This window comes from Nguyenibacter vanlangensis (assembly GCF_013376155.1).
GTDB classification, from domain to species: domain Bacteria; phylum Pseudomonadota; class Alphaproteobacteria; order Acetobacterales; family Acetobacteraceae; genus Gluconacetobacter; species Gluconacetobacter vanlangensis.
Genome location: NZ_JABXXP010000083.1, coordinates 1 through 8,472, shown reverse-complemented (window position 1 = coordinate 8,472; position 8,472 = coordinate 1). Strand labels below are relative to the sequence as shown.

At 62.3% G+C, this 8,472-nt stretch carries 9 protein-coding genes; 6 read left to right on the top strand and 3 right to left on the bottom strand.

Features of this window, described 5'->3' with window-relative positions:
* Positions 1-303, top strand: a 303-nt coding sequence (locus HUK84_RS06830) for a DUF3159 domain-containing protein (RefSeq protein ID WP_218064258.1), incomplete at its 5' end; no start/stop codon positions are given.
* Here the strand turns inward: HUK84_RS06830 and HUK84_RS23130 are convergent.
* Positions 248-1,222 carry a hypothetical protein gene (locus tag HUK84_RS23130; protein WP_246285485.1) on the bottom strand — a complete coding sequence of 325 codons (975 nt, stop codon included), beginning with the start codon at positions 1,220-1,222 and terminating at the stop codon, positions 248-250. The genes HUK84_RS06830 and HUK84_RS23130 overlap by 56 nt on opposite strands.
* 61 nt (positions 1,223-1,283) lie before the next feature.
* Here HUK84_RS23130 and HUK84_RS06820 point away from each other — a divergent pair, with 61 nt between their 5' ends.
* The 4 genes from HUK84_RS06820 to HUK84_RS06805 all read left to right on the top strand — a co-directional run bounded on the left by HUK84_RS06820 (position 1,284) and on the right by HUK84_RS06805 (position 5,948).
* A complete protein-coding gene (locus tag HUK84_RS06820; protein WP_176639611.1) occupies positions 1,284-1,610 on the top strand; it encodes a hypothetical protein in 327 nt (108 codons plus the stop codon).
* A gap of 342 nt (positions 1,611-1,952) precedes the next feature.
* Entirely contained in the window at positions 1,953-3,101 is a 1,149-nt protein-coding gene (locus HUK84_RS06815) for a DegT/DnrJ/EryC1/StrS family aminotransferase (RefSeq protein WP_176639610.1), read from the top strand.
* A gap of 87 nt (positions 3,102-3,188) precedes the next feature.
* A complete protein-coding gene (locus HUK84_RS06810; RefSeq protein WP_218064257.1) occupies positions 3,189-4,595 on the top strand; it encodes an FAD-dependent oxidoreductase in 1,407 nt (468 codons plus the stop codon).
* Positions 4,596-4,661: 66 nt separating this feature from the next.
* Entirely contained in the window at positions 4,662-5,948 is a 1,287-nt protein-coding gene (locus tag HUK84_RS06805) for an acyltransferase family protein (protein ID WP_176639608.1), read from the top strand.
* Positions 5,949-6,014: 66 nt separating this feature from the next.
* On the opposite strand, the gene HUK84_RS06800 is transcribed toward HUK84_RS06805, so the two are convergent.
* Together HUK84_RS06800 and HUK84_RS06795 are read right to left on the bottom strand one after the other, a co-directional pair.
* On the bottom strand, positions 6,015-6,821 hold the full coding sequence (locus HUK84_RS06800; protein ID WP_317135246.1) for a hypothetical protein: 807 nt from the start codon (positions 6,819-6,821) through the stop codon (positions 6,015-6,017).
* Positions 6,822-7,404: 583 nt separating this feature from the next.
* On the bottom strand, positions 7,405-8,055 hold the full coding sequence (locus tag HUK84_RS06795; protein ID WP_176639607.1) for a LysE family translocator: 651 nt from the start codon (positions 8,053-8,055) through the stop codon (positions 7,405-7,407).
* A 182-nt stretch (positions 8,056-8,237) separates the two neighbouring features.
* Here HUK84_RS06795 and HUK84_RS06790 point away from each other — a divergent pair.
* On the top strand, positions 8,238-8,472 hold a 235-nt coding region (locus tag HUK84_RS06790; protein ID WP_246285483.1), incomplete at its 3' end, for an FGGY family carbohydrate kinase.

Genomic DNA, 8,472 nt, shown 5'->3' with positions numbered 1-8,472 from the left:
GACCATCCCGCGATCCGCCGCGTCATGCTGCGCATGTCCCTGGTCTGGGGCGCCGGCCTGCTCGCCGACGCCCTGGCCGGCGTCGCCCTGGTCTTCGCGCTCGGCGTCCGCGCATATCTGCTGGTCGCGCCGCTCCTGTCCTATGGCAGCATCATCGGCCTCACCCTCTGGACCGCCTGGTATCGCCGCCGCGCCCTGACCGGCTTCGCGGACATCGCCGCCGTTCCCTCCTTGCGGCGCGCCGCTCTCACCGCGGATAATAATGCCGATAGGTCCGCAGCACGCTCGGAAAAGCCTGCCTGACGATGCTTCTGATGCCCAGAGCGGCACCGTTTAGGCCGAACTGGTAATTCCTCACCATGTTCCGCATGACAGTGACGGGATAGATGTCGCGGAACAAGCCCAGCGCCCCGTCGGCGGCCAGCGCCTCGTACAGAAAACTCCCCTCCGGGGGCGCCATGTCTTTCCAATATCCCATGCCCGTCAGAATATTGTTGAACAGATGCAGCGTGATGGCCTGCCCGCATTTCGCGGCGCATGCGTCGCGCCATTCCGGCAGAAGGACTTTCTGGATGTCGTAATGCTCGATCGGATAGAAAATATGAGCCGCGGCCGGGCGCAGCGTCTCGGGATAGGCCTTCGCCAGCTTGCCCAGCAGCAAGGGCCCGGTTTCGCCCCAGCGCAGATTGCGATCGGCCATGGCTTCCGCGCCGGCGATCAGCGATTGCAGCATGGCGGCGTCGCGCAGATAAAGAATCGCGCCATTGATGCCGCCCTGCTCCTCGCGCGCGACGATGTCGGGCAGGGTATACGCAATCCGGTTCGACAGCATAAGGACGTCCAGATCGACCCAGGCCATGCCATATTGCCGGATCATCACGTAACGAAACAGGTCGGAGAAATGACCCAGGGCGGGCCGGCCATTATGCAGGAACCGTCGCGTCATCTCCTCCGGCAGCACATCCGCCGCATTCGCGACCGTGACGCCGTCCGGCACGTTCTCGACCGGCTGATATGAAAACAGGGTCAGCGTATAGCCGCGAAAGACGAACGACGCGGCACAGGCATGTTCGAGCGCGGACAGGCGCCCCCCATACCAGAACGTACCGAATTCGGTGGTCGGAAGGCGCGCATAATATGGCTGAAGATTCTGATTCCGGAAATCCCGATCCTGGAAAGACGGGTGCGCGACGGGAATGGCTTTCAACTGGGCGGACGACATTTACGCCTCGAAGGGTTTGCACGACATGATCAGGTCTTCCGCCGGGTCATAGACGCATGTCATGGCGGCATCCACCCTGCGGCATGAAAATGTTCAGGAATTATTTCATGCTGACGTCCTGTCTCACGTTCGAAACAAGAGGGTCAGAACTCAGGACAATATTGATCATGTCCGTAATTTTCAAACATGCATGGAGACATTTCCGCTTCGCTATAAAAATTTCAATAACGCCAAACATCGGAAAAGTTTCCAGGTGGTAAATCTTCCTGTGCGCCGGCCGGCCCGGATCGGCCGCGCGCACCGCGCCCGCAGTCTCGCCGCGGATGCGGCAATGCCGATTCTTTCGTCTTTTTCCCCGGAACCTCCCGCCGTCCACTTCCTGCCATGATTAGGTGCATTGAACGGAGAAAGCACTCCGCATGCACCACGCCTCCACCCGGTCCGCCCCTCGGGTCGGACGAACCGCCAGCGAAAGCAATGGAATCGCCACCCGGGCTTCACGGAATTATGAAAATATATTTTTAACCATGATACAATATGACCAAAAAATAGAACAAAATGACTGTAAATATGGGGGGCTAAAAAATATTGAAATTGACGATTGAGACGTGCAAGATAATACTATTCCAGTTTCAAGCTACGTGTTGTCTGAAGTTTTCATAATTCAAACAAATCCAAGCAGATCGAATTTTTATCCACATATAGGATCTGTATTGAAGGGATTGATTCAATGCGCGTGGGGCAGGTTCCATTTTTAGAAACCAACGTAGCTCAGCTCAGCGGTCTTTTGCGGGAAATCAATGAAATAGAAGAATCCGGGATCTATAGTAACTACGGTCCCATGAATACGAAATTTGAATCCGCGCTTATTTCGACTGTGTTCGGCGGTGTCGGAAGCTGCGTGACCGTATGCAATGCGACCATCGGTTTGATGATCGCCCTCAAATATGTAACGCGGCATGTCGACCGGTCTCAAAAACCATATGTTCTCATGCCGTCCTTTACCTTCGCCGCCGCGGCCCATGCGGTCATATGGGCGGGCTTCACACCGCTCTTCGCCGATATCGATCCGCATAGCTGGACCATGAGCGCCGAGTCGGAGGCGCAGATCCTGGCCTCCCAGGCTTCGAAAATCGCGGCGATCTTTCCCTACGCCGCGTTTGGAAACGCCATCGATCTCGGGCGCTACATCGATTTTTACGAATCGTACGGCATTCCCACCGTCGTGGACGCGGCATCGTCCCTGGGCAGTTTGAATCTGGCCGGGCACGGGTTCGGCACCGGGTTTCCCTTCCCGATCGTCTTTTCTCTTCACGCCACCAAGGCGCTGGGCGTCGGAGAAGGCGGCTTCATCTACAGCGACGATGCCGGGATGATCCAGCAGCTTCGCGCCATGGGCAATTTCGGCTTCGAGCGTCCGCGCCACGCCACGATTGACGGGATCAATTCAAAAATGCCCGAGATCAGCGCCCTCCTCGGACTGGACGGGCTGAAAAGGCTGGAAGCCATCAGCCGGAAAAAGGACGAGCTGGCGCAGATGTACCGGGACTGCCTGCCGGATTTCACGTTCCAGACGGTTCTCGGCCGGCGCTCGGCCTATCAGTTCATGCCGGTACTCCTGCCCGAGCGCGGCGCGTCCCGCCGGGACCAGGTGCTTGCCCGCATGAAGGACAGCCACATCGGCATCGCGACATATTTCTCGCCCCATCTCGCCGAACAGAAATATTTCGTCCCCAGGGCCGAAACGACGTCTCTGCCGGTCACCGACCGCATCGCATCGGGCGTCGTGTCCTTGCCGCTCGGCCACCGGATGACGTCCGACACGATTCAATTCGTATGTGACGAATTCAGGCGCAGTTGCCAGCAGGAATTCAATTGAACGGCCGCGCGTCCGGTTTCGAAGACATGCCGATTAACCGAACATAATAACTGAACGCAGATAACCGGACGGAAAATGGCGGTCGTCATGCCCGATTTTCTCTACGAGGAACGACGCTTCCAGCTCGTGATCATCGGCGGCGGCCCGGCCGGAATCGCGCCGCTCCTGGCGGCCCATCATGCCGGGCAACTCGATGATCTTCTGTCCGCAGGGGTGGCGATCGTCGAACGGTCCGGCGCGCTGGGCGCGGGAACGATCGGTCACTACGCCATCAATTCCGACAGCAGCGGCGCCACCTTCGTCGATTGCCTGCGCAGCCCCGTCCCGACGCCCCTGACGGCTCTATACGATCATCCGCTTGCGAAAAGCCTCGCCGCGGCCGGGGACGGGGCGGTGCCGCTGCGCGATGCCGGACGCTTCCTGGCCCTGGTCGGAGCGGCGCTGGAGGCGATGGTCCGCGATGACGCGGGCTGCGCGGTCCTGACACGTCACACGGCTTGTCACGTGCGCCGCGATCGGGACGGCTGGCGCGTGACGGTCCGGGACGAACACGGCAACCAGCGCGTGCTGCATGCCCGAAACGTGGTACTGGCCACCGGCGGCCATCAGCCGGAAGAGCGCCTCGCGGCCGAACGGGTCGGCGGCGCCACGCTCGTGGATCTGTGCGGCGACCGTCTGGTACAGTCCGGCGACGTGCTCGGCCTCGGCGGCCTGCAGCGCATGGCGGATCGCCTGTCCGGCCTGGACGACCCGCGCGTCGCCGTTGTCGGCGGATCGACCAGCGCCGCCGCGGTCTGCCACGCATTGCTGAACCGCATGCCCACGGTGCGCTTCAAGGCAGGCGGCATCACGCTGCTGCATCGCCGCCCGTTGCGCATCTACTACCCGGATGCCCAAAGCGCCCTGGCCGAGGGCTACACCGAATTCGACGAAGACGATATTTGCGGCATCAGCGGCAAGGTTTTTCGTTTCGCCGGTTTTCGACTCGATTCACGCGAACTGATCATGCAGGCCCGCGGCATCGGCGGCCGCGCGCCGGAACCAAGGCTGGCACTGCACTGCCTGCAGCGATCCGCCGACCCCCAGACCCTTGACTCCCAGGCCCTCGACCCCCATGCCCTGGGCATACTGGATCGGGCCGATATAGTCGTCGCCGCCTTCGGCTACCGGCCGCGCGCCCTGCCGGTCATGGACATGGACGGCACACCCGTTCGTCTCCTGTCCCAGACCGGGCCGCAGCAGCCGCTCGTCGACGGACAATGCCGCGTCCTGGACGGGGCCGGTACCGCCCTGCCCAATCTCTTCGGCATCGGCCTGTCCGCCGGCTTCGTTCCGCGCGGCGCTCTGGGCGGAGAGCCGAGCTTCCGCGGCCAGGCGAACGGGTTGTGGCTATGGCAGAAGGATGTCGGCGGCTTGATCGTCGACGCCGTGCGCCGCCCGCCGAAACCGACCTCCCGGCAGCCCCTGCAAGAGAACGTGGATGCATGGAGCTGATGGCAGGAACAATCAATAACCCCTCATATAATCCCTCATATGCTCGTGACCGGAGAAACAGGTGCCTTGAAGAACACCGAAATCGCCGATGGCGGCACAGGCGACGAAATCGCCGCCATCAACCGGGGTACGCCGGCGCGCCTGGCGGCGCTTGACTCCGTACGTGGCCTCGCCGCGCTGATCGTGGTGATCCACCATTGCTTTCTGACGCAACCCGCCTTTTGCGATTTTTTCTTCTCCACCTGGCAGACCCCGGCTCATACGCTGGGGCAATATATTCTTTTCTACACGCCGGTCCGCATCGTCTGGAGCGGTTACGAGGCCGTGACGCTCTTCTACGTCCTCAGCGGCCTTGTCCTGGCCCTTCCCTGGGCCGAACGCCGGGTGCCGGCCTACCGTACATTCGTCATCAAGCGCGTCGCTCGCATCTATTTTCCGTATTGCGCGGCGATCCTGGGCGCCGCGGTGCTGAACCTCGTCTTCAGGCGGTGGGCCGGCGTGCCGGGCGCCAGCGAATGGGTCACCAGGATGAACTGGTCGCATCCGCTCACCCTGTGGACGCTCGTGGACCATGCCCTGATGTATGGCCACCGCAACAGCGTGAACGGCGCCATCCACTCCCTGATCTGGGAAATGCGGGTCTCGCTCCTGTTTCCGTTCCTGATCCTGCCGATCGCGCGCTACCGGGCGCGGGGGGCCATCGCGGTCCTCGCGGGTCTGGCGGCCTTTGTCGTCTTCCTTCAGTTCTGTGTCGGCGGCGGCTTCGGCGCGCACGGCGCTCTGCTGTCGAGCATGGAATATCGCACGACCGACAAGCTCGGTTATGAAATCCAGTGGACGGCGTACTATGCCTGCTTCTTCGTGATGGGATCGCTGATCGGCTTCTACCTTCAGCCGATCCGCAATGCCCTGACGACATTGTCCGCCCGCGGGCGGCTGGCATTGCTGCTCGGCGGCCTGTTCATCTTTCAGGGACATTGGTCGCAGATCCATGCCCTGCAGGAAACCATGGTCGCGTTCGGATCGGTCATGGTGATCACCGCATCCCTGTCGCCCGGCATGACCGAGCGCATCTTGCTGCGTCCATCGCTCCGTTTCCTGGGGCGCATCTCCTACAGCCTGTATCTCGTCCATGTGCCGCTGATTCTGGCGATCGTCAGCCTGTTGCAGGCCGTGCCGTTGCCCGTCCTCCTCGCCGTCGTTCCGCCCCTCTCCATCGCCCTGGGCTGGCTGTTCCACGTGACGATCGCGGATCCCAGCGCGCGGTTCGGCCAGCGGGTCGCAAGGATGCTGGATCACCGCGGCGTCCTCGGGTCCCCCGCCCCCGCCCGTCGGAACTGGTCACAAATATGACCGGGCAAATAGGATTCGGCGGATAGGATCGGGCAAAGATGATTCGGGCAAGACAGGGCGGCCAGGTCACGGCGCGCCCAAGCGCTCCCGCAGGGCCGTTCTGCCGCGTGCCAGCGCGGCACGGTAAAGGCGCCCGCGAGTGACCTCCCCCGGGAACCGCGCCAATGCCTGCCGCATGGGACTGCCGGGCAGAAAATAATCCTTCACCGCATGCGTGTTCGCCAGCAGGCTGGCAATATAGCCCGCCTTGTCGCGGACCGGATGCACGAAGGCAGGCTCCTGCACGCCAAGCATATCAAGATCGTCTTCCAGGATCGGCGGAAACCAGTGATACCGGCTCAGGTCGCCGAACCGGGAAAGCGGCGCCGTGGCAAAGCCGCCGCGATGCAGTTCGGTCGGCACGAAGGTTTCGCTCAGCGGCCAGAAATCGATGTCCGTCCGCCGGGACATCTCGCGCCGCCGCTGCCAGAGATAGCGCAACGCCCGGTTGGAATGCATCAGGACGCAATTCAACGCGCCACGAAATTCCTCGCTTGAATAGAGGTTTTTATGGAATCGCGTCCACCACCAGCCGTCCAGGTCGTCCCGCGGATGAAAGACGGTCTCGACGCCCGACAGGATGGCCGCGTTCGCGAATTCCGCGATGCTGCCCAATATGCATGCGTCATACTCCACAAACAGATAATAATCATAATCGGGTATGACGTTCAGAACCTGATAGTGCGTATAGTCGGCATTCCACCACAGCAGGCTGCCTTTCTCATATCGGTCGGCCAGGCCGAGTTCCAGCATCTCGCCCTGATTCGTCCTCAGCACCTTGTCATAGGGCACGGGCCCCGCCGAGCCCGCCGTTTCGTCAATCGAAAGATACACATCGAGAGTACCGGAACCGGAGAGAAGCCGATTCAATTGTCTGGAAATGAAGTCATTCCACATATAGGACTTCAAAACCACCGCGCACGACGCCATAAACCCATTCCCGAATATTTAAAAATAGACACATAAGATGTCGAATCGCAGAAGACCGATAGGACGAGACTTGTCCTCGCGCGTAAAATTCGCTGTCTGACCTCATTTCGTTACGAAATTTCAAATCTTTCTACGTTCTGAACGGCGCAAGGTTTTCTGGCGCAGATTATTAAATTATTGTTAATGTCATTGCGGCTTGCGCCGTCAGGACGATGGCCGCCCCGATCCTGTCACCACGACCGGGGCGCCCCGGATGGGCCGGCTGCCGCTGGACCTTTGCTGGCCGCCCGCACGCTCAGGCGCCCATCCTCGTCATGCAGCGCCGCGTTGAAATCGTTGTCCGAGGCCGAGGGCAGGGATGCAACTTCTCCCGGCGGATGCGCGCGGTCGAATTGACCCAGGTATAATTCCCCTCCAGCCCGACATGCCGCAGCATTCTCGCCGGTCCCGCCCTGGTGTCTTGGACGCCCCGACCGTCCTGCCGCGCCTAAGCCGGGCGGTTCTGCGTCGCCATCCGCACCGCCAGCCCGGCCAGGACCGTGCCCATCACCCAGCGTTGCAGCCGCAGCCAGGCGGGGCGCCGGTTCAGAAAGGTTGCGATCGTGCCGGCCATCACCGCGATCACCGCGTTCACCGCCACGCTCAGCGCGATCTGCGTCCCGCCCAGGATCAGCGACTGGCTCAGGATATCGCCCCGCATGCTCCCGTGCGGCGCCCGGCTGATGAATTGCGGCAGCAGCGACAGATACATGATCGCGATCTTCGGATTCAGCAGATTGGTCACCAACCCCATGGTGAACAGCCGCCGCGCGCTGTCCCGCGGCAGCGTCCGCACCTGGAACGGCGACCGCCCGCCCGGCCGCAGCGCCTGCCACGCCAGATAGGCCAGATAGCCCGCCCCCGCCAGCCGCACCGTGTCATAGGCGAACGGCACCGCCAGCAGCAGCGCCGTCAGCCCCAGGACCGCGCACAGCATGTAGATGACGAACCCCAGCGCGACACCCCCCAGCGAGACCAGCCCCGCCTTCGCCCCCTGCGAGATTGAACGCGAAATCAGATAGACCATGTTCGGTCCGGGCGTCAGCGCCATGCCCAGCGCCAGCAGGGCGAAACCGATCCATTGCGGGGCAGGGGGCATCGCGTCTTTCCTCTTGGTTCGGATCAGAAATGACCCGCGCGCCGCGCCCGGTCAAGCCGGCGCGATCACATGTCCGCGCCCCCCTCGGCGCATATCGCCGCAGCCGCTACGGTCCCGGATCCAGAATCCCAGGCCCGCCTGCATCACGGCGGCCTCGCTCCCCGCCTGCAAGGACCCGGCTCATGATCTATCTGGGACTCGATCTCGGAACCACCGCCACCAAGGCCATTCTCGTCGATGACGGCCAGACGGTCCTGGCTGCCGCCACCGCCGCGTCGCAGGTGCTCCAGCCGCGCCCCGGCATCAGCGAACAGGATCCCGAAAGCTGGATCGCCGCCGCCCGCGCGGTGATGGCGCAACTGCGCGCCGATGCGCCGCAGGCCTTCGCCGCCGTCCGCGCCATCGGCCTGTCGGGGC

Excerpts from the sequence above, each read along its gene's own strand:
- HUK84_RS23130 (WP_246285485.1), bottom strand. The coding sequence starts at position 1,222 with ATGTCGTCCGCCCAGTTGAAAGCCATTCCCGTCGCGCACCCGTCTTTC.
- HUK84_RS06820 (WP_176639611.1), top strand. The coding sequence starts at position 1,284 with ATGGCGGCATCCACCCTGCGGCATGAAAATGTTCAGGAATTATTTCAT.
- HUK84_RS06815 (WP_176639610.1), top strand. The coding sequence starts at position 1,953 with ATGCGCGTGGGGCAGGTTCCATTTTTAGAAACCAACGTAGCTCAGCTC.
- HUK84_RS06810 (WP_218064257.1), top strand. The coding sequence starts at position 3,189 with ATGCCCGATTTTCTCTACGAGGAACGACGCTTCCAGCTCGTGATCATC.
- HUK84_RS06795 (WP_176639607.1), bottom strand. The coding sequence starts at position 8,055 with ATGCCCCCTGCCCCGCAATGGATCGGTTTCGCCCTGCTGGCGCTGGGC.